The 24335-nt window shown below is 64.4% G+C and carries 18 protein-coding genes and 3 tRNA genes; 14 read left to right on the top strand and 7 right to left on the bottom strand.

What is annotated here, in order from left to right; translation table 11 throughout:
* Positions 1 to 8: 8 nt before the first annotated feature.
* Positions 9 to 1697 carry a mechanosensitive ion channel domain-containing protein gene (locus tag QP413_RS04100; RefSeq protein ID WP_284780742.1) on the bottom strand — a complete coding sequence of 563 codons (1689 nt, stop codon included), beginning with the start codon at positions 1695 to 1697 and terminating at the stop codon, positions 9 to 11.
* A gap of 352 nt (positions 1698 to 2049) precedes the next feature.
* On the opposite strand from QP413_RS04100, the gene QP413_RS04095 reads away from it, so the two are divergent.
* The 4 genes from QP413_RS04095 (at position 2050) to QP413_RS04080 (ending at position 6714) form a co-directional block, all read left to right on the top strand.
* Entirely contained in the window at positions 2050 to 3963 is a 1914-nt protein-coding gene (locus tag QP413_RS04095; RefSeq protein WP_284780740.1) for an acetolactate synthase large subunit, read from the top strand.
* Positions 3963 to 4466 carry an acetolactate synthase small subunit gene (gene ilvN / locus QP413_RS04090; RefSeq protein WP_284780739.1) on the top strand — a complete coding sequence of 168 codons (504 nt, stop codon included), beginning with the start codon at positions 3963 to 3965 and terminating at the stop codon, positions 4464 to 4466. Before QP413_RS04095 ends, ilvN begins: the two co-directional genes overlap by 1 nt.
* Before the next feature lie 139 nt (positions 4467 to 4605).
* Entirely contained in the window at positions 4606 to 5619 is a 1014-nt protein-coding gene (gene ilvC / locus QP413_RS04085) for a ketol-acid reductoisomerase (protein ID WP_012360004.1), read from the top strand.
* 96 nt (positions 5620 to 5715) lie between these two features.
* Positions 5716 to 6714 (top strand): cation diffusion facilitator family transporter, encoded by a 999-nt coding sequence (locus QP413_RS04080; protein WP_284780738.1) that lies wholly within the window; start codon positions 5716 to 5718, stop codon positions 6712 to 6714.
* 30 nt (positions 6715 to 6744) lie between these two features.
* On the opposite strand, the gene QP413_RS04075 is transcribed toward QP413_RS04080, so the two are convergent.
* The gene (locus tag QP413_RS04075; protein ID WP_284780736.1) at positions 6745 to 8229 is read right to left on the bottom strand and encodes a DUF5129 domain-containing protein; all 1485 of its coding nucleotides are present in this window, start codon (positions 8227 to 8229) and stop codon (positions 6745 to 6747) included.
* Positions 8230 to 8240: 11 nt separating this feature from the next.
* The gene (locus QP413_RS04070) at positions 8241 to 8663 is read right to left on the bottom strand and encodes a phosphatase PAP2 family protein (protein ID WP_284780735.1); all 423 of its coding nucleotides are present in this window, start codon (positions 8661 to 8663) and stop codon (positions 8241 to 8243) included.
* 651 nt (positions 8664 to 9314) lie between these two features.
* Between QP413_RS04070 and serA the strand changes: the two genes are divergently transcribed.
* The gene (gene serA / locus QP413_RS04065; protein WP_284780734.1) at positions 9315 to 10907 is read left to right on the top strand and encodes a phosphoglycerate dehydrogenase; all 1593 of its coding nucleotides are present in this window, start codon (positions 9315 to 9317) and stop codon (positions 10905 to 10907) included.
* A gap of 195 nt (positions 10908 to 11102) precedes the next feature.
* Here the strand turns inward: serA and QP413_RS04060 are convergent, their stop codons facing one another.
* Together QP413_RS04060 and QP413_RS04055 are read right to left on the bottom strand one after the other, a co-directional pair.
* Positions 11103 to 12617 carry an ABC transporter permease gene (locus tag QP413_RS04060; RefSeq protein WP_284780733.1) on the bottom strand — a complete coding sequence of 505 codons (1515 nt, stop codon included), beginning with the start codon at positions 12615 to 12617 and terminating at the stop codon, positions 11103 to 11105.
* Between the two features lie 134 nt (positions 12618 to 12751).
* The gene (locus QP413_RS04055; protein ID WP_284780732.1) at positions 12752 to 13606 is read right to left on the bottom strand and encodes an ABC transporter ATP-binding protein; all 855 of its coding nucleotides are present in this window, start codon (positions 13604 to 13606) and stop codon (positions 12752 to 12754) included.
* A gap of 139 nt (positions 13607 to 13745) precedes the next feature.
* On the opposite strand from QP413_RS04055, the gene QP413_RS04050 reads away from it, so the two are divergent.
* The 4 genes from QP413_RS04050 to QP413_RS04035 all read left to right on the top strand — a co-directional run bounded on the left by QP413_RS04050 (position 13746) and on the right by QP413_RS04035 (position 18340).
* On the top strand, positions 13746 to 14765 hold the full coding sequence (locus tag QP413_RS04050; protein WP_284780731.1) for a 3-isopropylmalate dehydrogenase: 1020 nt from the start codon (positions 13746 to 13748) through the stop codon (positions 14763 to 14765).
* 137 nt (positions 14766 to 14902) lie between these two features.
* On the top strand, positions 14903 to 16765 hold the full coding sequence (locus QP413_RS04045) for a DUF294 nucleotidyltransferase-like domain-containing protein (RefSeq protein WP_284780730.1): 1863 nt from the start codon (positions 14903 to 14905) through the stop codon (positions 16763 to 16765).
* A 37-nt stretch (positions 16766 to 16802) separates the two neighbouring features.
* Positions 16803 to 17522, top strand: coding sequence for an exonuclease domain-containing protein (locus QP413_RS04040; RefSeq protein ID WP_284780729.1), 720 nt, complete (start codon positions 16803 to 16805; stop codon positions 17520 to 17522).
* Positions 17523 to 17533: 11 nt separating this feature from the next.
* Complete coding sequence (locus tag QP413_RS04035) at positions 17534 to 18340, top strand: fumarylacetoacetate hydrolase family protein (protein WP_284780727.1); 807 nt, start codon at positions 17534 to 17536, stop codon at positions 18338 to 18340.
* Between the two features lie 54 nt (positions 18341 to 18394).
* Here the strand turns inward: QP413_RS04035 and QP413_RS04030 are convergent, their stop codons facing one another.
* On the bottom strand, positions 18395 to 19537 hold the full coding sequence (locus tag QP413_RS04030; RefSeq protein WP_284780726.1) for an isochorismate synthase: 1143 nt from the start codon (positions 19535 to 19537) through the stop codon (positions 18395 to 18397).
* Between the two features lie 105 nt (positions 19538 to 19642).
* On the opposite strand from QP413_RS04030, the gene QP413_RS04025 reads away from it, so the two are divergent.
* The 4 genes from QP413_RS04025 (at position 19643) to QP413_RS04010 (ending at position 22654) form a co-directional block, all read left to right on the top strand.
* Complete coding sequence (locus QP413_RS04025) at positions 19643 to 20707, top strand: PHB depolymerase family esterase (protein WP_284780725.1); 1065 nt, start codon at positions 19643 to 19645, stop codon at positions 20705 to 20707.
* A 147-nt stretch (positions 20708 to 20854) separates the two neighbouring features.
* Positions 20855 to 22354 (top strand): glutamate--tRNA ligase, encoded by a 1500-nt coding sequence (gene gltX, locus QP413_RS04020; protein ID WP_284780724.1) that lies wholly within the window; start codon positions 20855 to 20857, stop codon positions 22352 to 22354.
* Positions 22355 to 22471: 117 nt separating this feature from the next.
* Positions 22472 to 22543: transfer RNA gene (locus QP413_RS04015), tRNA-Gln, on the top strand.
* A 38-nt stretch (positions 22544 to 22581) separates the two neighbouring features.
* Positions 22582 to 22654, top strand: a tRNA-Glu gene (locus QP413_RS04010).
* Positions 22655 to 22832: 178 nt separating this feature from the next.
* On the opposite strand, the gene QP413_RS04005 is transcribed toward QP413_RS04010, so the two are convergent.
* Positions 22833 to 23972 carry a YihY/virulence factor BrkB family protein gene (locus QP413_RS04005; protein WP_284780723.1) on the bottom strand — a complete coding sequence of 380 codons (1140 nt, stop codon included), beginning with the start codon at positions 23970 to 23972 and terminating at the stop codon, positions 22833 to 22835.
* A gap of 184 nt (positions 23973 to 24156) precedes the next feature.
* Between QP413_RS04005 and QP413_RS04000 the strand changes: the two genes are divergently transcribed.
* Positions 24157 to 24232 (top strand) — tRNA-Glu (locus tag QP413_RS04000).
* Positions 24233 to 24335 lie beyond the last annotated feature (103 nt).

The raw sequence follows: 24335 nt of genomic DNA, 5'->3' as shown, positions 1-24335 counted from the left end.
GGATCGTGCTAGAAGCCTCCGGTGTTCCCACCGGAGTCTCCCGTGGCAGTCCCGGAATCAGCGCCAGTGGTCGCCGGAGCCGCGGCACCGCGATTCCCGTCAGGTTGCTGATTCTGATTCTGGTTCTGCTGCTGCGACTGCGGCGCCCGATTCTGCGGTTCGCGCTGTGAGTTGTTGGCGTTCGGTTCCTGCGTGGATTGGGGCTCGGGGGTCTCCGCCTGGCCAGTTTGCTGCGGTTGCTGCCCCTCTTGCTCCGAGGAATCCTGGGTTGCGGGCTGTGATGGCTCCGGGGCCGGAGACTCGGTCTGTTCGCTGGTCTTCGCCGGCCGGTCGCTCCAATAAGCGGGGTTGAGCACGCCGGCGCGACCGTCGTCCGGGTTTGAGGACGCTGCGGCAAGCAGCCCCAGGATTGCGAGCGCGATGAACAGGAGCGTCGTGGAGACCCGTGTTCGGCCACCGAAGGTCAGCCAGCGCTGGAAACGCGAGCTGTAGTCATAGCGCTTGAATACCCCGGAATCGAGGTCTTCTTCATCGTCGTCCTCGGTGCCGACGATGAGCGCGCCATCGGAGGCGGACCCAGGGCCATCGTCCTTGGATCGGACGATCGCGACCTCCTCCGCCGGGTCCAGTGGGGTGCCGGAATCATCGTCATCGGACAGACGAGACGTATCCGTGCTGTGGACACCGTCATGTGGCGAACTCTGCGGAGAAGCGCTTGCTTCCTGCCGGGTGGCGAACACGGTCGTGGGGGCGGAGTCGTCCGCTGCCGTGGTCGGGGCTGCTCCCGGCACCGTGCTGTGTGGGATGGAAGTCCCGGAGGCTTCCTTTGCTCCGAACGGCGAGGCGGGAACGGTTTCCATGCGCTCCCAGAAGGTGTTCAGAATGGCCGAGCGAATGGCGCGTTCCACGGCCCACTGTTTGGCGGGGATGACGTCGACGGTGACGCGGAAGGTCACGGCCCACGGCTGACCGGCTGCCTGGGGTTGGACGACGGCGATGGCGGGCATGACGTCGACGTCGCCGGTGACGTTGGGCTTGACGTCGGGGGCGGACACGGCGCGTTTGGTTGCCTTTTCGACCTGTGAGACCAGGTGGTCGTTGTTCTCACCGGGGCGCAGCGGGATATCGATCTCGACGAAGGCGCGGGACCAGTCCTGGGAGAAGTTGGTGATCGCGCCGACCTTGCCGTTGGGGACGGTGACCATCTCACCGCTAGCGGTACGCAGTTTCGTGGCGCGGAGGGTGAGCGCGACGACGGTGCCCTCCACCGCATTATTTGTGCCTTCGAAGCTCACGTAATCGCCGACGCCGAACTGGCGCTCGGTGATGATGAAGACACCGGAGAGGAAGTCCCCGATGATGTTCTGCGCGCCGAAACCGATCGCAGCGGAAACGACGGTGGCGGGAACGGCTGCCGAGGCCGCCGGTACGCCGAGCAGGGTCAGGGCCCGGATAGCGATGATGAAGTAGACCACCGCTTCGACGAGGTACACCAGCGCGCCAGCGAGGGCGAGCTTGGATTTCGTGGACTCCTCATCGGCATCCAGCCGCTGGGCGACGACGCGGACGCATAGTCTGCCGATTCGCGGGATCAGAACCGCCAGAACCGCGAGTGCGGCTAGCGGCAGGCCGGGGTGGATCAGCCACTCCCATGCCTTGATCGCGTAATGCGTGAGGAAATAGGTCGATGCGTGCATAGCGAACAACCCTAGCGAGGCAGCCTGTGACCTTGCCGGGTCTCTGCTGATAATTCAGGCAGCATGCTGGCTATGAAACGAGGGCGGGGTTGCTGCGCAACAGGGATGGTTTTCCGGCGTGGCTAACGACGAGCATGCAGTCACTCTATGGGAATAAACATTTCAGCCATTGGGAACATGCAGGTCGCGAAGTTTGCCATCCCGGGTCTATATTGTTAGTATCATCACAATGCTCAGCCGGCCGGTCGCCGAGATTCGGGGAAATGCGGCAGGCTGCAGTGTTCTTGTTTTGTCCCCGATGAAGTAGAAGCGAGTAACAATCTCGCGTGCCGAGCAAGGAGCGATTGAAACCGTGAACAACACTTCACGCTCACAGCCCACGCCCGCCACGGTCGCTGCGGCCAGCCGTGGCATCGCGCAGGTCAGTAAGCCCGAGCGCATTAACGGCGCAGAGGCGATCGTGCGTTCCCTTGAAGAGCTGGGGACCGGCGTGGTCTTCGGCCTCCCAGGTGGCGCCGTCCTCCCGCTGTATGAGGCCCTGTATGGCTCCGAAAAGCTCCGCCACGTTCTCGTGCGCCACGAGCAGGGGGCCGGCCATGCCGCCACGGGGTACGCCCAGGTCACCGGTGAGGTCGGCGTGTGTATCGCTACCTCCGGCCCAGGTGCGACGAACCTGGTCACTCCGATCGCTGATGCCAACATGGATTCCGTGCCACTCGTGGCGATCACCGGTCAGGTTGGCAAGGGTCTGCTGGGTACCGATGCCTTCCAGGAGGCCGATATTCGGGGCGTGACCATGCCGATCACGAAGCACAACTTCATGGTGACCCGCCCGGAGGACATTCCGGCAGCGATGGCGGAGGCCTTCCACTTGGCATCCACCGGGCGCCCGGGTGCGGTGCTGGTTGATGTGCCGAAGGATGTGCAGAATGCCGAGCTGGACTTCGTCTGGCCACCTCAGTTCGACCTGCCGGGCTACCACCCGGTCACTACGCCCCACGGTCGCCAGGTCGAGGAGGCCGTGCGCCTGATCAGTAAGGCCAAGCGCCCAGTGCTCTACATCGGCGGCGGCGTCATCAAGTCCGAGGCTCACGAGGGGCTGCGAACCTTCGCCGAGGCCAATGACATCCCGGTGGTCACCACCCTGATGGCACTCGGTGCCTTCCCGGAGTCCCACGAGCTGCACATGGGCATGCCGGGTATGCACGGTTCCGTGCCAGCTGTGGCGGCTCTGCAGCGCTCCGACCTGCTCATCGCTATCGGTACCCGCTTCGACGACCGTGTGACAGGCAAGCTGGAGAGCTTCGCCCCGAATGCCAAGGTCATCCACGCGGACATCGACCCCGCGGAAATCGGCAAGATTCGCGAGGTCCAGGTGCCGATTGTCGGTGACGCGAAGGAGGTCCTCGCGGCGCTGCACAAGGCGATCGATACCCACGGTCTTTCTCGTCCGGATACCACCGAGTGGCGTGAGTACCTGGGGGAGATGAAGGAACACTTCCCGCGCGGCTATGAGCACACCCCGAACGAGAAGATGGCCCCGCAGTTCGTCATCGAGACCCTGTCCAAGGAGGTTGGCCCCGACGCGATTTACTGTGCCGGTGTCGGCCAGCACCAGATGTGGTCTGCGCAGTTCGTCGACTTCGAGCACCCGCGCACCTGGCTGAACTCTGGTGGCCTCGGCACCATGGGCTACGCGGTGCCGGCGGCCATGGGAGCCAAGGCCGGCGCTCCGGATAAGGAGGTCTGGGCCATCGACGGCGATGGTTGCTTCCAGATGACGAACCAGGAGCTCGTGACCTGTGCGGTCGAGGGTTTCCCAATCAAGATCGCGCTGATCAACAACGGCAACCTCGGGATGGTGCGCCAGTGGCAGACCCTGTTCTACGACGGGCACTACTCTCACACCAACCTCAAACCTAAGGAGGCCTACCTCCCGGACTTCCTGCAGCTCGCGGAGTCCATGGGCTGCGCCGCCTTCCGCGTGGAGAAGGAGGAGGACGTCCTCCCGACCATTAAGAAGGCACGCGAAATCAATGACCGCCCGGTCGTGATCGACTTCATCGTCGGGGAGGATGCCCAGGTGTGGCCGATGGTTCCGGCCGGTACCTCCAACGACGAGGTGCAGTATGCGCGTGATCTGCGCCCGCTTTTCGACGACGAGGAATCGGCAGCGGAGACCCCGGCCGAGATCCACGAGACCATGCAGGAATTTCAGGACACCGAAGTCGACAACATCGACGCCCAGGAAGGGGAACAGAACTAATGTCCAACCTTCACACTCTGTCGGTCCTGACTCAGGACGAGGACGGCATCATCTCCCGCATCTCCGGAATGTTCACCCGGCGTGCGTTCAATATCGTCTCCATTAGCTCGGGGCGCACTGAGGTCGACGGCGTCAATCGCATCACGCTCGTCGTCGAGGGCGAGGAGATCGTTGTCGAGCAGATCACGAAGCAGCTGAACAAGCTGGTTCCGGTGCTCAAGGTCTCGCGTCAGGATCCGGAAACCACGGTGCAGCGGGGTCTGCTGCTGGTCAAGGTCGCTGCCGGCAATAGCAACCGCACCCAGGTTGTCGAGGCGGCGAAGCTCTTCCGTGCGCACGTTGTCGACGTCAGCCCGGACTCGCTGATTATCGAGGCCACGGGCACTCCGTCCAAGCTGCAGGCGCTGCTGGGTGTTCTGGAACCCTTCGGTATTCGCGAGCTCATCGAGTCCTCCGTCACCGCGATGTCCCGCGGTCCACGGTCGATGGCGCCGAACCGTTAAATCGGGGGCACCCGCCCGGGTAAAATTTCATAGAATGGTAAATTTCATCTCAAAGAGTGAAATTTCTGTTATACTCTCAACATGCTCATCGATAGCGAGCCGCGGGCAGACGCGGCTGGCGAGAAAGGTTGAAAACTTCATGGCAATTGATGTTTTTTACGACGACGACGCTGACCTGTCGATCATCCAGGGTCGCAAGGTTGCGATCATTGGCTACGGCTCCCAGGGGCACGCTCACGCGCAGAACCTCCGCGAGTCCGGCGTAGAGGTTGCCATCGGCCTGCGCGAGGGCTCCAAGTCCCGCGAGAAGGCCGAAGAGGCCGGCTTCAAGGTCCTGAACAATGCCGAGGCCAGCGAGTGGGCCGACGTCATCATGCTGCTCGCCCCGGATACCTCCCAGGCGCAGATTTACGAAAACGACATCGCCCCGAACCTGAAGGACGGCGACGCCCTGTTCTTCGGTCACGGCCTGAACATTCACTTCGGCATGATCAAGCCGGAAGACAACATCACCATCGGCATGGTCGCGCCGAAGGGCCCGGGCCACCTGGTGCGCCGTCAGTACGTCGACGGCAAGGGTGTTCCGTGCCTGATCGCCGTCGAGCAGGACCCGAAGGGTAACGGCCGCGACCTGGCTCTGTCCTACGCTGCGGCAATCGGCGGCGGCCGCGCGGGCGTCATCCCGACCACCTTCGAGGCGGAAACCGTCACCGACCTCTTCGGCGAGCAGGCCGTCCTGTGTGGTGGCACCGAGGAGCTCATTAAGACCGGCTTCGAGGTTCTGGTTGAGGCGGGCTACGAGCCGGAGATGGCTTACTTCGAGTGCCTGCACGAGCTGAAGCTGATCGTCGACCTCATCTTCGAGGGCGGTATCAAGAACATGAACTACTCCGTCTCCGATACCGCGGAGTTCGGTGGTTACATCTCCGGCCCGCGCGTCATCGACGCCGATACCAAGGAGCGCATGAAGGGCATCCTGTCCGATATTCAGGATGGCACCTTCACCAAGCGTCTCGTCGCCAACGTTGAGGGCGGCAACAAGGAGCTCGAGGAATTGCGCGCTAGCTACAACGATCACGAGATCGAGAAGACTGGCGAGAAGCTGCGCGACCTGATGAGCTGGGTGAAGAACCCGCTGAACGAGACCGCCTAAGGTCTCGTTATCCCGCGGGGTATAGCCCCGCGACCGCGCCTCCCGACTATTTTCAATAAGTTGTCAATAAGGGGGGCGCTCGCTAAGCTTGAGGGCATGAGCGAGCACATTGACGCAGCCCCCGAGCGCCCACAGAACCGTGGTGGTGCCGATCCGCACCGCCACGGTTCTTCGCATTCTCACTCCCATTCCGATGCGCACGGGCATTCTCACTCCCACGCCCCAACCGATGCCCCGCTGCGCGCACTGCTCATCGTGCTCGTGGTGACCGGAACGATCTTCTTCGCCGAGCTCATCGGTGGGCTGGTCACCGGCTCCGTCGCGCTGCTGGCCGACGCGATGCACATGCTCTCCGACGCAGCGGGGATCATCATCGCTGTGATCGCCATCCTCATCGGGCGCCGGGCCTCAAATGCGCAGGCGACTTTTGGCTACCGGCGCGTGGAGGTGCTAGCCGCACTCGTCAACGCGGTCACCGTGCTGGGCATCTCCGTCTGGATCGTGGTGGAGGCCATCCGCCGCCTACGCGAGCCCGTCGAGATCCTCGCCGGCCCCATGATGATCATCGCCGTGATCGGTCTCATTGCCAACGTGGTCTCCGCATGGATCCTGCACAGCCAGCGGGACAACTCCGTGAACGTCCAGGGTGCCTTCCTGCACGTGTTGGCGGACATGTTGGGCTCCGTCGCCGTCCTGATCGCTGGTGGCGTCATTATCGCGACCGGCTGGCAGTACGCGGACGTCATTGCCTCCCTCGTCATCGCGGCACTCGTGCTGCCGCGCGCCTGGCAGCTGATGATGCACACGCTGCGGATCCTGCTGGAGCAGGCCCCACCCGGCTACGATCCTGCCGAGATCGACGCGCTTCTCCGCGAGGTGGACGGTGTGATGGATGTTCACGACCTGCACCTGTGGTCGCTCGACGGGACGAGCGCGCTCGCCTCGGTGCACCTGGTCGTTCCGGAAGACCGCGACCCGGCTGCCGTGCTGTGTGTGGCCCAGGAGGCCCTGCAAGAGCGGGGGATCGCCCACTCGACGATTCAGGTGGAGCGCCCGAATCACGTTGAGCACGAGGGGCCACACAACGTCTGCTAGCCAGCGAGCGCTGGTTGTACGTGGGCGGGTTTACCAGCTGGAGGAGCCGCCGCCACCGGAGAAACCACTGCTGAAGCTGGTATTCGCAATACCACCGCTGCTGCTGGAGCTTTCAGCAGCACGCGTATCCGCGCTGTGCCACGAGGCCAGCAGGTAGTAGGGCACCCAGTTGGAGTACACGTAGCCGGGACGCCAGTCGCGGTCGGTGAGGGAGGGGCGCTCGTCGCGGTGAGCCTCGCGATCCAGGTGCTTCATATCGCGGGAGGCCAGCTCCAGAGCGTGCGCCTGGTCACTGACGATGCGCGCCAGCCGGTCCATGAAATCCGGGGCCTGAAGGTCCCGCATCAACGCCTCGACTTGCGCCTCAACATTCTTTAGCTGGCGGATCGCCTCCCGATTGCGCACCTCGAACAGGGCCTCGGAGAGATCCTGCTTGATGGAGCGCAGCTCTCGCTCGCGCTTGATCTGATCGCCGTTTTCCAGCTCGAACATCAGGTTGATGTTGTCTTCGGCATTGCTCATCGACTCGAGGGTTTCGTGCGCGCTCGCGACCTGCTTGTGCTTGGCGTAGAACTCCTTGTCATCGCTCGTGAGCGTCAGGTTTAGTGCCCCCACTCGGTTGTTGAGGTTCAAGAACTCGTCGCGGATCGTGGTCCACTGCGAGCGCAGCTCGACATTCGCCAGCGGGGAGCTCAGCGAATTGGCGCGGATATCCAGTGCGTCCAGGCGCTGCGAGAGCTCGGAGTAGCGGGTGGAAAGTTCGTAGAACTGCTGCTTCGCAGTGGCCGTCAGCTTCTTCTTTCGGCGCTGCCAGGCAGCCGCCCCCACACCTGCAGCTCCCACGCCCACCGCGCCGATGCCGAGCATGGCGTTGCGGTCTTCGCGAGCCTGCTCCTCGGCCAGGCGCGCGCCCAGCTCCGTATCCGCGGCGACCTTGGCGCCCTCGACGAGGCCGTTGGCGAAATTCCCGCGGCGGAAGCTGTCCTTCATCGCCTCCAGGGAGGCGTCCAAGTGGGGGCCTTCGAAGATATCCAGGTCCTGGCAGACGTCGTTGCCGCAGTAGACACCGTTGGTCCGGGTGCTGGTACCCACTCCCAGGATCAGCGTTCCGTTTTCCCATGCAGCACCCTTGCCGGTGCCGTCGGGCACCAGCTCCGGCATGTTTCGGCCTGCCCAGTCGAGGACGTCGTCGTTGAAGTTATCGCTACTGCCCGGGATGAGGACGTAGACGACCTTCTGGACGGAATCGGGGAAATCGATCCTTGCAGTCTGTTCGATCATTCCCTGGCGTGCGGCGTCGCCCAGCACGCCGGAGCCGTCGGCGACCTGGACGTCCACCGTGGCGTGGGGAACCGCCGGTGCTGCTTGAGCCTGCACGATGCTGTGGGCTACCGGCTGTTCCGCAGCAGCCGTTCCGGTGACAAGCCAGGGCGCTGCTCCGGCGCACGCGATGCCCATGAGGGCCAGGATCGGGGCGGTGGGGTGGCGTCGCGAGTGCATCATGGCACCAATCATGCCACAGGGGTCTAGCCCCTGAGGTGCTGTGAGCGACCACGAAGGAGAAGGTGGAACCCGAGCTTTTCCCATAGCTTCCACACCAGTGGAGCCAGCGTGAAGGAGAAGATAATGGCCCCGGCAGCGTCGCTGGGGAAGTGGACGCCGCGGGCCATCACGGTGGTCACGATGAGAGCGATGGCGACACAACCGACCGCAGCGATGATGCTGAGCCCCCTCCAGCTCACCGGCGAACGGGATCGACTCGGGTCGAGACCGCGATACGTCGCGATGAGGCTGACAGCCACCGTGACGGCGATGAACGTCGTATGCCCGCTGGGAAAGCTCATATCGCTGGGCAGGCTGTGTGGCGGGTGCGCGAGAAAGTCCCAGTCGGGGCGGGGGGCTGCGGACCAGAGTGCGGGCCAAGCATGGAGGCATTCACGGGGAATCATTCTCGCAGAGCGTGAATCGAACGCCACCGGTCCGCTGAGCGACTGCTAACGGGGGTGCTAAAGAATTCTTAAAAGCGCTGGCAGCGGGGGAATCAATAGAACATGCAGGGGGTGGTGAGGGGAAAAGTTGTTCGCAATTACGCAAAAGGTGAAACGAATGCTCACCAAATTTCCTAGGTTAGTTTTTGTCAGCAAGATGCACCGCTGCGGCGGGGCTCGGCTGGCGACCTTTCCGGCAAGCCCGATTCCTGGGTGTCCGCGGGGTTGCGGACCAGGGGTGGGGCTCAGATCAACTCACGTTGGTCGCCGCTGCAAGGGGGTGCAGTGAGGTCGACGTGAGTGGGCGAGAGTGAACAGCCGCGACATGGTTGGGCTGGTTACTGGAGCTCGTGCCTACTGGGTGAGGGGCAGATGATCTGGGCGAATCCAGGATTCGGGCTCGCCGGTGAAGGCACTGCCGGGGGTGGGGTTCCCAATAGATGCAAAACCACCGCCCAGCGGGGGGATTTTAAGGGTGGCCTACGACACACACGCCACCGCCAAGGGATATGATTGTGGGGTCATGCGCCATACACGGTCAGGCGTGGGCCCCCTCGGGTGACGCGGTCGTTTCACCCGCTGGGGAAGTGAAAATTTTTCAGGAGAATTCCCTTGAGCACCACCAACCGCCCGGTTGTACTAATCGCAGATAAGCTCTCTCAGTCCACCGTCGATGCACTCGGCGATTCCGTCGACGTCCGTTGGGTGGATGGCCCGGACCGGCCAGAACTCCTTGAGGCCGTCGTCGATGCCGACGCCCTGCTCGTGCGCTCCGCCACCACGGTGGATAAGGAAGTGCTCGAGGCCGCCAAGAATCTGAAGATCGTCGGTCGCGCCGGCGTCGGGCTCGACAACGTGGACATCGAGACCGCGACCGAGCGCGGCGTCATGGTCGCCAACGCGCCGACCTCGAACATCCACTCCGCCTGCGAGCACGCCATCAGCCTGCTGCTGTCTACCGCCCGCCAGATCCCGGCAGCCGATAAGACCCTCCGCGACGGCGAGTGGAAGCGCTCTTCCTTCAAGGGCGTGGAGATCCTCGGCAAGACCGTCGGCATCGTGGGCTTCGGCCACATCGGTCAGCTGTTCGCTCAGCGCCTCGCCGCTTTCGAGACTGAGATCATCGCCTACGACCCCTACGCCAACCCGGCCCGCGCCGCGCAGCTCGGCGTGGAGCTCGTTGAGCTTGAGGAGCTCATGGGCCGCTCGGACTTCGTGACGATCCACCTGCCGAAGACCCCGGAGACCAGCGGCATGTTCGACGCTGACCTTCTGGCGAAGTCCAAGAAGGGTCAGATCATCATCAACGCTGCCCGCGGCGGCCTCGTCGACGAGCAGGCTCTCGCCGATGCCATCAAGTCCGGCCACATCCGTGGCGCGGGCTTCGACGTCTACGCCTCCGAGCCGTGCACGGATTCCCCGCTGTTCGAGCTCGACGAGGTCGTCGTCACCCCGCACCTGGGTGCATCCACCGTTGAGGCGCAGGACCGCGCAGGCACCGACGTCGCTGCCTCCGTCCTCAAGGCCCTGGCTGGCGACTTCGTCCCGGATGCCGTCAACGTCTCCGGTGGCAAGGTCTCCGAGGAGGTCGCCCTGTGGCTGAACCTGGCCACGAAGCTGGGCGCGGTTGCCGCCAAGCTGCTGGACGGCGCCCCGGCCTCGGTGGTCGTCACCGCCCGCGGCGAGCTCTCCAGCGAGTCCATCGACGCACTTGGCCTGGCTGCCCTGCGCGGCACCTTCTCCGGCGTGCTGGACGAGCAGGTCACCTTCGTTAATGCCCCGTCCATCGCTGAGCAGCGCGGCGTGGCTCTCGAGGTGAACTCCCAGGACGAGTCCGTCACCCACCGCAGCGTGCTGGAGGTCAAGGTCGTCGCCGCTGACGGCTCCTCGGCCACCGTCGTTGGTGCGCTGACCGGCCTGGAGCGCGTCGACAAGATCGTCCGCATCAACGACCGCGGCCTGGACCTGCGTGCCGAGGGCACCAACCTCTTCCTGGTCTACGCAGACCAGACCGGTGCGCTGGGCCGCATCGGCACCCTGCTGGGCAAGCAGGGCGTGAACATCGCTGCCGCAGCTCTGTCCCCGAATACCGAGGACGGCACCGCAACCCTCGTGCTGCGCATCGACCGTGCGCTGACCGAGGATGAGCTGGAGGCTGTTAACGCGGAGCTCTCCGCCGAGAACGCCTTCCAGGTTGCCTTCTAAGAGGCACTCCTCACATCGCCTCCCGTCAACCGGCGGGCAGCGAACGGAGCCAAGGCTCTCTTCAGCAACCGCCCCCGGCGCAGGATTAATGTTCTGCGCCGGGGGCGGTTTGCCATGTGTTGGGCGGGGCCTACAGGCTTAATCGGCTGGGCGCCGGACACGACGCTGCAGGCGAATGAACCAGGAAAGCCGAGGCTAAACCCAGTTTCGGACCTTCGCGAAAGCCTTGGGCCAACGCTGGGAGGTGTTCTTCACCGCCCAGAGGTAGCCGAAAAGCCCGATAGCTCCGCTGATCAGCACCTGCACCCCGATGCCAATGGCGCTAAGTCGGGATGCATCTGCCCAGGAATCGGCGTCGTGGAGGTCGATGACCAGCAGCGCTGTTCCGGGAATGAGCGGCAGGAACAGCCCCAACAGGCCGACGATGGAAAGAATGAACGCGTTGCTGGACGTTCCGGAGCGGTTCTTCATCGGGCTCGTGCCCGGTGCGGCGCTGGGGAAGGGGAAGCGCAATGCGAAAGCGGGACTGAGCCCCAGAGACTGCACCAGGGAACACACGGCGAGCAGGCTGATACCCGCCCAGAGGGGGCGGAAGTTTTCGATGGCCCCAAGCCCGATCACGATGAGGAGGAAAATGGGGCCGATGGCCGTCAGCGAGGCCAACAGGCGGCCAGCGATGAGGTCCTTCGGGCGCACCCCTGAGACCATGTTCACCCAGTTGGAGGGTCCATCCAGGCCGAAGTCATTGCCGTTGATCATCAGCACGCCCTGCGCGACGATGAAGGGCGCGTACCACTGCACCCCAGTGCCCTGGAGCGCGCCAAGGGCGAGAAACATGGCGCCGATCAAAATAAACACCACGGCCTGATAGGAATAACGCACATCGCGGCGCCAATACCGCAGCGTGCGGGAATAGACTGCGTCGCGCGGACCCGCAGTGGCCCACCGCAGCATGACCCCACCGGTGTGCTTCGTGGCCTGATCAGAACTACTGCGGATCGGGTGGGTCAGCTCGAAACGCAGGGCGGTGCGCCAGAGCCACAGGCAACCCAGAATCGTCGCGGCGGCAATGAAGCCCTGGGCGATCGCCGCGCCGGCGTTGCCCTCGATGGCGGAGGCTGCCGCGCCAGCCGCTGCGCCAAACGGCGTCCAGCTAAAGACCATGCCCAACTCCAGCAGCTTATCCAGGCTTTGTACACCATTGGTGGTGAAATTCAGCCCCATGATGGCGATGAGAAAAAGGAAGGAAAATGCGTAACCCAGGCGCTCCGACCACACGCGGTTCGCCATTGCCGAGCTCAGCGATCCTAAGGCCTCGCCCAGGAGTACGGCGACGATGCCCTGCGCGAGGCAGGCAATGACCCAGAGCGCGGAGAGCAGACCCGCGCCGGATGCAGCACTCGCCTGGATTCCGGCCACGCCGAAGCCAGCCATGATCAGCGAGCAGATGAGGGATAGTAGGGCGCGGGATTGCAGGAACGCCGCGCAGGTCAGCCCGGGAAATAGTTGGCGCTCAGTGACCGGCAGTGTGGCAAACTTCTGCGGGGTCAAGTGGTTTTCCGGGCTGGGCCACACGAACACAATGAGGAGGTAGGCGAGGGCGCCGGCAGCCATGGTCAGCGGTAGCAGACGCACCTCATGTTCTTGCGTGAGCATCGCGTAGCTGAACGCGCCGAGCCCGATGGCACCGGCGATCCCAAAAACAGCCATGAAGATGGCGTTGAAAATGAGGACCCAATCTTTTTTGAAGCTCCGGCGCCACATTGTCAGGTGGAGCCGGATCAGGTGCCTGGTCAGTGACTTTGTGGCACGCGCGGGGGCGGGTTGTTGGCGTGGGGAGAGGCTCACTGGGCGTCTCCCTGAGTGCCGAGCCAGCTGAAGGAACCCTGCGATAGGCTTCGGCCACCCACGAGGGAGACGAAAACCTCGTTGAGGGGTTGGCCCTGGCGGACCTCGTCGATTGTGCCGTCCCGCAGCACCCGACCGTCGGCGATGATCGCCACATGATCACACAGGCCCTCGACCAACTCCATGACGTGCGAACTCATGACGACGGTGCCGCCGGCCGCGACATAGCGGCGCAGGATGTCCCGAATGACCTGCCCGGAGACCGGGTCGACGGCCTCGAAGGGCTCGTCCAAGATCAGTACTTCCGGGCCGTGGAGCATGGCGCCGGCGAGCAGGATCTTCTTGGTCATGCCCGCGGAGAAGTCCACGATGTACTTACCCTCTGCGCCGGTGAGGTCCATCGCCTCCAGGAGCTCCTCGGTGCGCTGCTCGATGACCTGCGGGTCCATTCCGCGCAGGTGGCCCAAGTAGTCGAGGTATTCCCGGGCGGTGAGCCGGTCGAAGATGGGCAGCCCATCCGCCAACAGCCCGAAGCGCTGCTTCGCTGCCATGACCTGCTCGGCAGAGGCGTGATCCCACATCGGGATGCCGCAGATCCAGGCGTTGCCGCTGGTGGGCTCCAGCAGCCCGGTCGCGATGGTCAGTGCGGTGGTCTTTCCGGCACCGTTGGGTCCGACGACGCCGTACATGCTGCCCCGCGGGATGCGAAGGTTGAGGTTATCGACGGCGCGGGTGTCGCCGAAGCTCTTGCTCAGTCCGCTCATCGTCAGGGCGGTGGAGGCCACCTCGCTCGCGTCGGAGCGATCGGTGGAGCTGCCGGGGTAGGGGCGGATGTTGTGGGCTTCACTCATGTTTTCAAGCTAACAAAGTGGCCCCGCGTGCCCTGGGATGAGAGCGAATTTCCGCCACGGCCATAGAGATTCTTTTAGCTCTAAGCTGTGAGGTGATACACTCGCAATGTTCAAATAGTGAGATGAAGGGGTTCATTCTATGAAACTCGCGGTTATTGATGGTGACGGCATTGGCGTTGAGGTCACCGCGGAGGCCTTGAAGGTTCTCAAGGCGGTACGCGATGACGTCGAGACCACGGAATACGACCTCGGCGCCCGGCGCTACCTACGCAATGGCGAGACACTGACCGACGCCGACCTGGAGAGCCTCAAGCAGCACGACGCGATCCTGCTGGGCGCGATTGGCGACCCGCGCACCGTCCCGGCCGGCGTGCTGGAGCGCGGCCTGCTGCTGCCGCTGCGCTTCAAGCTCGACCACGCGGTGAACCTGCGCCCCTCCAAGCTCTACCCGGGGGCGAGCTCGCCGCTGAAGAACCCCGGCGACATCGACTTCGTGGTCGTCCGTGAGGGCACCGAAGGCCTCTACTGCGGCAACGGCGGTACCCTGCGCGAAGGCACCGACCACGAGGTCGCGAGCGAGGTTAGCCAGAACACCTGGTTCGGCGTCGAGCGCGTCGTCCGCGACGCCTTCCGACGCGCCCAGGAGCGCCGTAAGAAGCTGACCTGGGTCCACAAGACCAATGTCCTCGTCAATGCCGGTGGCCTGTGGCAGCGCGCCATCGAGACCATTGGTGAGGAATTCCCGGACGTCGAGGTGGACTACAACCACATCGACGCCGCGACCATCTACATGGTCACCGACCCATCCCGCTACGACGTCATCGTCACCGATAACCTCTTCGGCGACATCCTGACCGACCTGGCGGGTGCGGTCACCGGCGGCATCGGCCTGGCCGCCTCGGGCAATATCGACCCGACCCACAAGAACCCCTCCATGTTCGAGCCGGTGCACGGCTCGGCCCCGGACATCGCCGGGCAGGGGATCGCCGACCCGTGCGCCGCGATCCTCTCCGTGGCCCTGATGCTGCGCCACCTCGGCGATGAGGCCAACGCTGAGAAGATCGAGAAGGCCGTGCTGGACGAGGCTGCTGGCCGGGATGGTTCCCCGATCCGCACCGCCGAGGTCGGCGACCGCATCGCCGCAGCGGTCCAGGCTTAGCCCCACACTCACTCCAGCTCGCCCGCCCGGGTTTTCCGCATGTGAAGACCCGGGCTCCGTCATGTTTGGGCGCGTCGGTGAGAAACACTTCGGTGGTTTGGCGCCCAAACCTAGGTCCGAATGGGTAGGTTGAGGCCATGAATGCGCCAGTCAGCGTCGAAGTCGAGGAGATCCGTAGCTTCCTCGCCGCCCACGAGCCCTTCTCCCGGCTTCCCGAACCCGCACTGAACGCCCTCGCCGCGGGAACCCAGATCGGCTACGCCCGCAAAGGCGAGGTCCTCATCCGCCACGGGGAGGTCAACGACGAGCTCGGCGTGATCCGCTCCGGGGCCGTGGACGTCATCGATGAGGACGGCATCCTCCTGGACCGCCGGGATATCGGCCAGACCTTTGGCTACTCCACCCTCGTTGCCGAGCCCGAATCCCACTATCAGATGGAGGCTGTGGAGGATAGCCTCATCATCTACATCTCGCGGGAGACCTTCGCCCCGCTCGCAGAAGAGTTCGCCGACTTCCTGCGCTACTTCTCCAGCCTCTCCGAGCGCATCCGGCTCGCAGCGGAACAGACCCGCAGCAACACCAGCTCTGAGGTGCTGCGCACCCCGCTGGGGGCGTTTGCCATCACCGATCCCGCCGCCACGACCTCACAGACCACGCTGCGGGACGCCGCGATCAGCATGGGAGAGCACAACGTCAGCTCGCTGCTGGTCATCGACGACCGCGAGCTGCGCGGCATCATCACCGACCGCGACATGCGACGCTCCGTCGCCGCGGAGATCAGCGGGGACTCGCCGGTCGCCGAGGCCATGACCGCCAACCCCATTTCCCTGGGGTCGGATGCGCTCGTCTTCGAGGCCATGCTGCTCATGGCGGAGCGCGGGATCCACCACATCCCGGTCGTCGACGACGGCAGGGTTGCGGGCATCATCGCCGCGGCCGACATCATGCGCCTCATGCAGTCAGACCCGCTTTATCTTTCCGGCCAGCTCGCGCGCCAGAGCACGCCGGAGGAGCTGGCCGAGACCTATCGCTCCGCCAAATCCGTGGCCATCCGCTTCTTGGAGCGCGGGGCCAGTTCTGAGGAGGCCCAGCGGCTGCTCACCGTGGCCACCGACGCGCTGACCAGGCGGCTTCTCACGCTCGCTGAGGAGGAACTGGGCCCAGCCCCTGTGCCCTTCGCCTTCGCCGTACTGGGCTCCCAGGGGCGCCGTGAGATGGGGACAGCCAGCGACCAGGACAACGCCCTGGTCATCTCCGATGAATACCAGCCCGAGGCGCACGGCGAGTACTTCCGGCGCCTTGGCGAGATGGTCTGCCAGGGTCTGGCCACCGCCGGGCAGCCGCTGTGCCCCGGCGACATGATGGCTTCCAACCCGCAGTGGCGGATGACGGTCAGCCAATGGCGGGCGACCTTCCACCACTGGATCACCGCCCCCGAACCCGACGCCCTGTTGCACGCGCAGACCTTCTTCGACATGCGAGCCGTCGGCGGCGGGGAGGAGATGGTCGATGAGATCCACGACTACGCAACTGCTGCGGCCAACCAGGCACCCCGGCTGCACGCGCACCTCGCCGCTCTCGCGGTACGCCGGGAACCCCCGCTCGGGGTTTTCCGCGGCCTGATCCTGGGGCGGCGCGGCGAGCACGCGCACACCCTTGACATCAAGAAGGGCGGGCTGGCCGCCGTCGTGCAGATCGCGCGCCTGCACGCGATTCTGAGCGGCAGTCACGAGCTCTCCACCCGGTCCCGGCTGGCCGCGGCGGCGGGGGAGTCGCTCAGCCGATCGGCCGCGGCAGACCTCACCGATGCTTTCGATTTCCTGTCTTCCATCAGCCTTCACCACCAGGCGAAGCAGGACGCGGCAGGGGAGGCGCCGGACTACCGGGTCGACCCGGGGGAGCTCAAGAAGATGGAGCGGGAGCATCTGCGGGATGCCTTCCAGATCATCAAGAAGGCCCAGTCGGGGCTCTCGGTGCGTTTCCCCGTGCGCAGCGTGTAGTGCAGCAACGAGCGAGAGGATTATTAAAGGAGCAGCGATGGCGAAGTGGTGGCAAGCTCCCTGGCTGGGGACCTCCTGGCGGACCCGCAAGGCGACGGGCGCCCTGGCGGAGTACTACGACGTCCCCCGCGCCAAGGTGGACCAGCCCATCGGAGAGGCCCCACTGCTGGCCGTGGACGTCGAAACCACCGGCCTGGACCCGAAGAAGGACCTCGTCCTCTCCATCGGTTGGGTGCCCATGACCGGCGGGCGCATCACCCCGGCCGAGGCGGACTACGCGGTGATCCACCACGAGCCGGAGGCTCTGGAGCGCGTACCCGCCGGCATGGAATCGGCGAAGATCCATGGCATCACCCACACGGACATCGAGGCAGGGGAGCCGCTGCGCGACGTGTTGAGCAGGTTGCTGTTGGCGCTCCGGGGCCGGGCGATGGTCGTGCATTTTTCGCCCATCGAGACCCAGTTCCTAGGGCAAGCGTGCAGGCAACACTTCGGTTCGGGTCTTTCCGTCCCGGTCATCGACACCTTCGCCATCGAACGCCGGTACTTCGAGCGCATGGCGACCTACCCGCGCGGTGAGGATCTGCGGCTACCACGGGTGCGGGAACGCTACGGGCTACCGCACTACGGTTCCCACAACGCGCTCAGCGACGCGCTGGCCTGCGGGGAGCTGCTGCTCGCGATGCTGAAACACGAAAGAAATAATCTTTCGATAACAAGTACCCTAAGCGACATCATCGAGCGCACAGCCAGGTAGGGTTGGTACCTATGCGTATCGCCCGAATTGCTCACCCAGAAGGAATGACATTCGCGGTGCTTGAGGGTGGCCAGCCGGACGGCACCGGCGCCACCTGCCGCGAAATCGCTAATCACCCATTCGGCGAGCCGGAGTTCACCGGCAAGTCGTGGCCGATCGAGGAGGTTCGGCTGCTCGCGCCGATCCTTCCCAGCAAGATCGTTGCCGTGGGCCGCAACTATGCCGACCATGTCAAGGAGGTCTTCAGGCAGGGCGCGGAGCACCTCCCACCGACCATCTTCCTGAAGCCCCCGACAGCCGTCGTCGGCCCCGAAGCCCCGATCCGCATCCCGGAGTGGGCCACCCGTGTCGAGTTCGAGGGCGAGCTCGCCATCGTGATCGGACGACCGTGCAAGGACGTCAACCGTAACAACTGGAAGGACGTCGTCCTGGGCTTCACCATCGTCAACGACGTCAGCTCCCGCGACCTGCAGTTCGCTGACGGTCAGTGGTCCCGCGCGAAGGGCCTGGACAGCTTCTGCCCGCTGGGCCCATGGATCGAGACGAACGTCGACGGCATCGACATCGACAGCCTGCCCATCAAGGCACACCTGACCCACGACGGGAAGACCGAGACCAAGCAGGACTCGAACTCTAACCAGATGATCAAGGATATCCCGGAGATCGTCGAGTGGGTGTCCTCCGCGTTCACCCTGCTGCCGGGCGATGTGATCTGCACCGGTTCCCCGGCCGGAACCGCGGAGATGGTGCCGGGAGACCGCATTGCGGTGGAAATCCCAGGCCTGGGAACGCTGGCGAACCCGGTTCAGGCGTACTAGAAGATACGGAGTCGGCGGCCTCGGGGGAGGCTCGCCGCGCCGTGGGGGCGGGGGTTAGACGTTTCGCATGCCGGCGGGGACGTTGAGCGCGCGCAGCGCGGTTTGCAGCTTGGCGGTGGTTTCCTCCGCCTCCTCGTGGGGATCGGAGTCGGCGACGATCCCGCCGCCGGCCCACACGCGCGCAGAATCCCCCTCCACGCAGGCACAACGGATGGCGACCATCCACTCGCCGTCGCCGCTGGCATCACACCAGCCGACCGCGCCGGCATAGAACTCGCGGGGTTCCTCCACGGACTCGATGATCCCCACCGCCTCGTCGGTGGGGGTGCCACCGATCGCCGGGGTTGGGTGCAGCATCAGGGCCAGATCAAGGGCGGAGTATTCCGCGTCAGCCAGGGTGCCGACGATCGGGGTTCCCAGGTGAATCATCTCGGTGGTCTCGTGAATGAGGGGCTCGGCGGGGATATCGAGCTCCGAACACAGCGGCTCCAAGATCCTGCGGTAGTGCTCCACCACAAGAGCGTGCTCGACGAGGTTCTTCTCGCTGGAGCGCAGCTCTTCGGCGGTCGCGTCGTCGCGCGCTGCACTGCCCGTGCGCGGCGCTGAACCCGCGAGCGGGAAAGCTCGAACCGTCCTGCCCTTCCGGGAGACCAACATCTCGGGGGAGGAGCCCACGAACATCGACCCCTGGTCCTCCTTGCGCCCGGTCGCGGACAGGTCCACAGCGTAGCCGTCACGGTTGGCGGAAAGATCGATGAAGCGGGCGGCGACGAGCAGCGGGTCGATGGTGTCAGCGAAGTACACGTCCGCAACGCGGGCCAGAACCACCTTTTCCAGGCTGGTCCGGCGGATGGTCTGAATCGCCGCGGCGACCCGGGCCTGGTGTTCTTCCTTCGTGGTCGCGACGGTGACCTCGACCGCCTCGAGGGACTCGGCGGCCTCTCGTCCGCGGAAATATGCGGGCGGCTCGAGCGGGCCGTCGAAGGTGACGACCTTCTCCGGCTCCATGAGCGCGGCGCGGAAGCCAGTGTTGAAAGGAATCGCGCCGACCAGCAGCTCAGCGGTGCCCTCGCGCAGGGCCGTGCTGGCCTCGAAAGGGTCCGGGAACGTGGCCTTACGCCCTTGAGTCCGAATGCTGTGATGTGGTCGTGACAGCAAAAAGTCCGGAGCGGTCACCGGCCTTTTGTCTGAATCCATACCCGCCAGTCTACCGACCGCCCCCGCGGGCTCCTCGATGGCCACCTCAAGCACCAATTTTCGGGGTAGCTAGGTTTCCTAGGGAGCATAGAGTACATTTGCCGCATGAACTTTCTTCCCCATTTGTCTCAGCGCGCCGGTGAGCCCGCTGAGCAGCCGGCACAGTCCCGCCGCATTCTCCGCCGCGGCCTGACCGGAGCACTCGCCGCAGCAGCAGCCCTCTCCCTCTCCTTCGTTCCGCAGGGATTCCCCGAAGCCCAGGCTCAGTCCTCCATGGGCAGCCTCAGCTCCTCCGCAGGCGACCTGGAGGACCTCGCCGGCATCATCAACGGCATCGTCGGCGGCTTGGAAAACGGTGGCGGGGGCGGGGCGGGTACCGCCCCGAACAATAACGCCAACCTGAGCGAGCGGACCTTCAGCGTCAACGGCAAGACCCGCAAGGCGATCGTCAAGATGCCGAAGTCCGGCCTGCGGAGCAACCTGCCGGTCGTGTTCATGTTCGGCGGTTGGCAGCACGACGCGAACAAGGCCCGCAGCTACGCCGGCCTGGAGAACACCGCAGCCGGTGACTCCGCGATCATCGTGTACCCGGAGCCCGTGCGCAGCACCTTCAAGGGTGAGACCTACCCGGCCTGGGGCGGGGCCCCGTACGCCACCAACACCAGCCGCAGTGCCGACGTGGCCTTCGTCCGCCAGATCGTCAACATCCTGGTCCGCGAGGGCAAGGCAGACCGCAACCGCGTCTACGCCACCGGGCTATCCAACGGCGGCGCCATGGCCCTCGGCCTCGGCTGTGCGGCACCCGACCTGGTCAAGGGCGTCGTGGGCGTGTCTGGCGCGTACTACACTCGGACGGTGAGCAACTGTGTGAATGCCTCGGTGCCGACCATGATCATCCACGGCACGGGCGACGACATCGTGAACTACAACGGCGGTTCCCGTCACGGTGAAACCTACCTCTCCATCAACCAGGTGCACCGTCAGTTCGCTGCCCGGAACAAGTGTGACCTCTCCAAGGCGCCGAGTGCCTCCACGAACGGCAACATCACGACCTACCGCTACAGCGGCTGCGCCGCGACGACCGTGCTGAAGAAGGTCGCAGGTGGCGAGCACACCTGGTACCCGAGCCGTCCAGATGCTGCGCAGGAGTCCTGGAACTTCTTCAAGTAATTCATGTGCTACGCGCGGGAAAATAACCCGCGCCCGCCCCGGGGTGTGCGATGCACAGCCCGGGGGTTTGCGCTCTCAGGGCGGATCCTGTGGTTCGGCCCCGGCGCTCGATCTTGCGACGGGGCAGCGCGGGTAGGATAAGAGCCCATGAGTGAAGTTCGCGTACGTTTTTGTCCATCGCCCACCGGCACCCCGCACGTCGGCATGGTGCGCACCGCGCTGTTTAACTGGGCTTATGCTCGCCACACCGGTGGCAAGCTGATCTTCCGCATCGAGGATACGGATGCTCAGCGCGATACCGAGGAGTCCTACCAGGCCATCATCGACTCCCTGAAGTGGCTCGGCCTCGACTGGGACGAGGGGATCGAGACCGGCGGCCCGCACGAGCCCTACCGCCAGTCCCAGCGCATGGATATCTATGCCGAGGTCCTGGAGAAGCTGAAGGCCGCCGGCGAGGTCTACCCGGCGTACTCCACCCCGGAAGAGGTCGAGGAGCGCCACAAGGCCGCTGGCCGCGACCCGAAGCTGGGCTACGACAACTACGACCGCGACCTCACCGAGGAGCAGATCGCCGCGTTTGAGGCGGAGGGCCGCAAGCCGGTCTGGCGCCTGAAGATGGACCACGACCGCCGCTACACCTGGACCGACCTGGTCCGCGGGGAGATGGACGTCGACGGTAAGACGATGCCGGACTTCGTCGTCGCCCGCTCCAATGGGCAGCCGCTGTACACCCTCGTCAACCCGCTGGACGACGCGCTGATGGGCATCACCCACGTGCTGCGCGGCGAGGACCTGCTGCCGTCGACCCCGCGCCAGATCGCGCTCTACGAGGCGCTGATCCGCATCGGCGTGGCCAAGGAAGTGCCGACCTTCGCGCACCTGCCGTTCGTCACGGGGGAGGGCAACCGCAAGCTGAGTAAGCGCGACCCGGAGTCGAACCTCTTCAACCACCGCGACGCCGGCGTGATCCCGGAGGGCATGCTCAACTACCTCTCGCTGCTCGGCTGGTCGCTGTCCGCCGACGAGGACATCTTCACGATGTCCCAGCTGATCGAGAACTTCGACATCGCCGACGTGAAGCCGAATCCAGCACGCTTCGATCACAAGAAGATGGAGGCCATCAACGCCGACCACATCCGCATGCTGGATCTGGCGGACTTCACGCAGCGGCTGCGCACCTACCTGGAGGAGTTCAAGGACTGGCCGGCGGACTACCCGGCGGAAAAGTTCGCCTTCGCCGCCGAGCTGGTGCAGACCCGCATCAAGGTGCTGGGTGATGCCGACGGCCTGCTGCGTTTCCTGTTGACCAAGGATGAGGACCTTGAGCTGGAGCCGAAGGCGGCGCGCAAGAACCTCAAGGAGGCCGCGAAGGAGCCGCTGGCTGCGGCGATCGAGGAGCTCGAAGCTATCGCGGAGGAGGACTTCCGCACCGAGGCGATCGAGAATGCCCTGTCCACCCGACTGATCGAGCAGATGGAGCTCAAGCCGCGCGTGGCCTACGGTGCGCTGCGCGTCTCGATCTGTGGTCAGGCCGTGTCCCCGCCGCTGTTTGAGTCCATGGAGCTGCTGGGCAAGGACTCCACGCTGGCCCGCCTGCGCGCCGGGCTGGAGCAGACCCCATTCCAAGCTGAACAGCCTGCGAACTAGGCGTTAAAAATAGGCGACGACCTGCCAATTTGTGTGTGATGATGGCTTCTGGCTATAGTAGTCATCGTTGCACAGCGCAGGGCTCCTCAAGAAGGAGATGCTCGCAGTGTTAACGATTGGCCTATGGTGTAATTGGCAACACTACGGTTTCTGGTACCGTCATTCTAGGTTCGAGTCCTGGTAGGCCAGCAGCGAAGATTAACTTTAAGTTTCTTTCGCGTCCTAATGCCCCGTTCGTCTAGCGGCCTAGGACGCCGCCCTCTCACGGCGGTAACACGGGTTCAAATCCCGTACGGGGTACAAATCAACAGCCTCACCGGTTTTCCGGTGAGGCTGTTTTGTTTTCTGCAGAGCCCCAAGCCTGATGGTCTTGTAGAGGGGCTAAGCCTCAGATGCAAGGAAGGTCCCTAGGGACCCTGAGGAGGGCGATCAGAAGCGCGTCTCAGGTGGTGCGATGGGAAGAGTAATAGCCGCTCCGCTAGTCGTCTTCGGCGTTCCGTACGCGGTTTTGGAAGCGTTCGGCTTCAGCCTGGAGCGTTTCGGCGAGCTGCTTCTCACCATCCGCGGCACCCGAGGCTCGGGGCGGGGCGAGGATGAGCTCGGTGGAGTCGTAGCCGGCCGCGAGCTCCCGGGCGCGCGCGAGCTCGGCGTCCAGCTGCAGGCCTAGCAGCAGCACGTTATTGGCCATGAAGAGGCAGAAGAAGCCGCCGATGATGCCGCCAAGAGCCCCGTACATTCCGATGTGCAGAAAGTTGTTGAGGTAAGTCCGGAAGCCCACGCCGATCAGCGTGAGCACAATCAGCGCGCTCACAGAGCCCGCCGTGAACAGACGGAAACGCCCCTGCTTGACGTTCGGTGCGACGTGGTAGAGCAGCGCGATGAGCATCTGGGAGAGCCCAAAGATCACCGGCCACCGCAGCCATGCCCACAGGGGCAGGAAATAGTCGAGCATGAAGGTGCGTAGGCCAGCCAGCCCCAAGGGATCGGCGATATGGGTGAAGAAGGGGGAGAGGAGTTCCTCGCGGAGGAAGAACCCCGCCGCGATGAGAACAAGCCCCGCCACCAGGGCGATGGTCAAGCCCCACATCACGAGCCAGGTCCGTAGGATCGACCGGCCCTCCTCGCGGCCGTAGAGCGCGTTCGCGCTGCGGGAGAAGGCACGAACGTAGGCCGAGGAGGAGAAGAGCGCGAAGAGGACGGCGATGATCAGGGTGATCAGGGAACGCTGCGTGGTGCCGATGATCGCCTCGATGATGTTCGACGCCTGAGCCGCGAAGTCTGCCGGGATATTGCGGTTGATGAATTCGCCGGTCACGCCCAGCACCTGGTCGCGATTCTGGTCGAGCACAAGCATCACGATCGCATAGAAGGCCATGAGGGTGGGGATCGCAGTAAAGATGGAGTAGAAGCTCAGCGTGGCGCCCTTATCGGGAAGCCCACGGTAGAAAAATTCCGCGTACAGCCGCTTGGCGATCATGCCCCATGCCTTCGGGCCAGGAAAACGGTGCTCGCTGGTGACCTCTGCTGAGTAACGATCCGGAGAAATCGCCTGTCGACCCGTGCCACCGCCGGCCGGCATCACGAGCGAGTCGGGGGTGTCATTCTCGGAATGGGTCATTGGCATCCTCGGCGCATTGGAGACACTACTGCCCTCATGCTAACGCGAGAACTTCCTAAAACCCGGCATTGACCAGCGGATTAGGAGAGTTGAAGGAGTTGCCTGTAGGCTTTGTTCTCGATCACAGAGCTGGTCGTCGCCTCACCGGTCCGCCGGGAGGGAGCTAGTTTTGTGTGTCCTATGCGCCCCGTTCGTCTAGCGGCCTAGGACGCCGCCCTCTCACGGCGGTAACACGGGTTCAAATCCCGTACGGGGTACCACGAAGAACCTCCCACCACTTGATTGTTGAACTAGCCCCCGAAAGTTGGACTGGTTTAATTCTAGGCGGTGAGGGGTTCAAGGGTCTGATTCCGATATTGCATC

The sequence above is a fragment of the Corynebacterium sp. UMB4614 genome (assembly GCF_030217065.1).
Taxonomy (GTDB): Bacteria; Actinomycetota; Actinomycetes; order Mycobacteriales; family Mycobacteriaceae; genus Corynebacterium.
This window is presented reverse-complemented; position numbering and strand designations above follow the sequence as displayed.

Excerpts from the sequence above, each read along its gene's own strand:
- QP413_RS04100 (WP_284780742.1), bottom strand. The coding sequence starts at position 1,697 with ATGCACGCATCGACCTATTTCCTCACGCATTACGCGATCAAGGCATGG.
- ilvN (WP_284780739.1), top strand. The coding sequence starts at position 3,963 with ATGTCCAACCTTCACACTCTGTCGGTCCTGACTCAGGACGAGGACGGC.
- ilvC (WP_012360004.1), top strand. The coding sequence starts at position 4,606 with ATGGCAATTGATGTTTTTTACGACGACGACGCTGACCTGTCGATCATC.
- QP413_RS04080 (WP_284780738.1), top strand. The coding sequence starts at position 5,716 with ATGAGCGAGCACATTGACGCAGCCCCCGAGCGCCCACAGAACCGTGGT.
- QP413_RS04075 (WP_284780736.1), bottom strand. The coding sequence starts at position 8,229 with ATGATTGGTGCCATGATGCACTCGCGACGCCACCCCACCGCCCCGATC.
- QP413_RS04070 (WP_284780735.1), bottom strand. The coding sequence starts at position 8,663 with ATGATTCCCCGTGAATGCCTCCATGCTTGGCCCGCACTCTGGTCCGCA.
- QP413_RS04060 (WP_284780733.1), bottom strand. The coding sequence starts at position 12,617 with ATGGCTGTTTTTGGGATCGCCGGTGCCATCGGGCTCGGCGCGTTCAGC.
- QP413_RS04055 (WP_284780732.1), bottom strand. The coding sequence starts at position 13,606 with ATGAGTGAAGCCCACAACATCCGCCCCTACCCCGGCAGCTCCACCGAT.
- QP413_RS04050 (WP_284780731.1), top strand. The coding sequence starts at position 13,746 with ATGAAACTCGCGGTTATTGATGGTGACGGCATTGGCGTTGAGGTCACC.
- QP413_RS04045 (WP_284780730.1), top strand. The coding sequence starts at position 14,903 with ATGAATGCGCCAGTCAGCGTCGAAGTCGAGGAGATCCGTAGCTTCCTC.
- QP413_RS04040 (WP_284780729.1), top strand. The coding sequence starts at position 16,803 with ATGGCGAAGTGGTGGCAAGCTCCCTGGCTGGGGACCTCCTGGCGGACC.
- QP413_RS04035 (WP_284780727.1), top strand. The coding sequence starts at position 17,534 with ATGCGTATCGCCCGAATTGCTCACCCAGAAGGAATGACATTCGCGGTG.
- QP413_RS04030 (WP_284780726.1), bottom strand. The coding sequence starts at position 19,537 with ATGGATTCAGACAAAAGGCCGGTGACCGCTCCGGACTTTTTGCTGTCA.
- QP413_RS04025 (WP_284780725.1), top strand. The coding sequence starts at position 19,643 with ATGAACTTTCTTCCCCATTTGTCTCAGCGCGCCGGTGAGCCCGCTGAG.
- gltX (WP_284780724.1), top strand. The coding sequence starts at position 20,855 with ATGAGTGAAGTTCGCGTACGTTTTTGTCCATCGCCCACCGGCACCCCG.
- QP413_RS04005 (WP_284780723.1), bottom strand. The coding sequence starts at position 23,972 with ATGACCCATTCCGAGAATGACACCCCCGACTCGCTCGTGATGCCGGCC.